The sequence below is a fragment of the Bradyrhizobium sp. P5_C11_2 genome (assembly GCF_054049755.1).
Genome location: NZ_JBFULT010001009.1, coordinates 1 through 1,352 on the forward strand (window position 1 = coordinate 1; position 1,352 = coordinate 1,352).

Here is a 1,352-nt window from a genome sequence, read left to right on the forward strand (position 1 = left end):
GGAGCTTGCGCGACGAACTGGCCGCACGCCGTATCAAGGCCGTGATCCCGCCAAATCCGACCCGCAAGCATCCGCATCGCTACGACAAAACCGCTTACAAAGGTCGCAACGTTATCGAGCGGATGTTCTGCCGTCTCAAGGACTTCCGCCGCATCGCAACCCGATACGACAAGCGCGCAGACATCTTCCTGTCCGCAATCCTTCTGGCCGCTGCAATCACTTGGTGGATCAATTGAGTCCGGACCCTAGGGCGACGGCTTATGGCGCGCCTGGCTGCGATGGCTCGGCAAGAGGGTCACGATCGCATCGATTGGACCGTCGATGCGGATGACCTGCGGCTTCAGCATTTCTACGAGATGCTTGGAGGGCGGGCGCTCCCGGAGAAGCGATTCTTCCGGGTAACCGGCGCAAAGTTGAGAGAATTGGCTGAAATGTAAGTGACAGCCCTTGGCCCGCCGCGACACGGTTGGAGCCCGCAGGAGCGTGGCGACATGCGGATCTTGCTGCGGGTCTCCCGGCTATCGCTTCGCTCACCCGGGCTACCGGGCTGATCACCCTCTCGGCGGCCGTGGCGGCCGCCGCTTCACGGCATGCCGTCTTGGCGAGCGGGTGACGCGCGGACGCAGGCGGCTTGCGGCTTCGCGGCGCGGCTTGGCCGAGACTTGCGGGCCGCGGGCGAGGTCCATCAGCATGCGCAGCGCCTCGACGACCGAACGCTGACGCACGGCGCTGCGGCCGATCGCGCCGAAACGCTGCTCGCGATGGATGATGCGGCCGTCGCGCGCGGCTGCGGCAAAATGCACGAGCCCGACCGGCTTGCCGGGCGTGGCGCCGCCGGGGCCGGCAATGCCGGTGATGGCAACTGCGAGATCGACGTCGGCGCGCTCCAGGGCGCCGACCGCCATGGCGGTCGCGGTCTCCTTGCTGACCGCGCCGAAATTCGCAAGCGTGCTTGCCTCGACCCCGAGCATCGCGCGCTTGGCGTCATTGGAATAGGTGACGAAGCCGCGGTCGATCACGTCGGACGAGCCCGGGATGTCGGTCAAGGCGCCGGCGACGAGGCCGCCGGTGCAGGACTCGGCGGTCGCGATCGTCAGCTTGCGCATCCGGCACAGGTCGAGCAGCGAGCGGGAGAGGGCGCGTGCGTCGCTGCCGCCCATGATCTCACACGCTCCAAGTCTTGTCGTTAAACGGAAGACGGATGGTGGCGCTCGCGGTGGCCGCGATGCCTTCCTCGCGGCCGGTGAAGCCCAGCCGCTCGCTGGTCGTCGCCTTCACCGCGACGCGGGAGATGTCGACCCCGGAGATTTCGGCGATGCGCGCGCGCATGGTGTCGCGCAACGGACCGATCT

The 1,352-nt window shown here is 67.2% G+C and carries 3 protein-coding genes and 1 pseudogene; 2 read left to right on the plus strand and 2 right to left on the minus strand.

The annotated features are described in order from the left end of the window. Positions 1-236, plus strand: a 236-nt coding sequence (locus ACXJL8_RS41185) for a transposase (protein WP_456622571.1), incomplete at its 5' end; no start/stop codon positions are given. Positions 237-254: 18 nt separating this feature from the next. Beyond that, positions 255-437, plus strand: a pseudogene (locus tag ACXJL8_RS41190) (GNAT family N-acetyltransferase); the annotation flags it as partial. Positions 438-551: 114 nt separating this feature from the next. Here the strand turns inward: ACXJL8_RS41190 and ACXJL8_RS41195 are convergent. Both ACXJL8_RS41195 and ACXJL8_RS41200 read right to left on the minus strand, forming a co-directional pair. Continuing rightward, positions 552-1,160 (minus strand): CinA family protein, encoded by a 609-nt coding sequence (locus ACXJL8_RS41195; protein ID WP_456619077.1) that lies wholly within the window; start codon positions 1,158-1,160, stop codon positions 552-554. 4 nt (positions 1,161-1,164) lie between these two features. Then, positions 1,165-1,352: 2-C-methyl-D-erythritol 2,4-cyclodiphosphate synthase (locus ACXJL8_RS41200; RefSeq protein WP_456687051.1), on the minus strand; the 188-nt coding region annotated here is incomplete at its 5' end.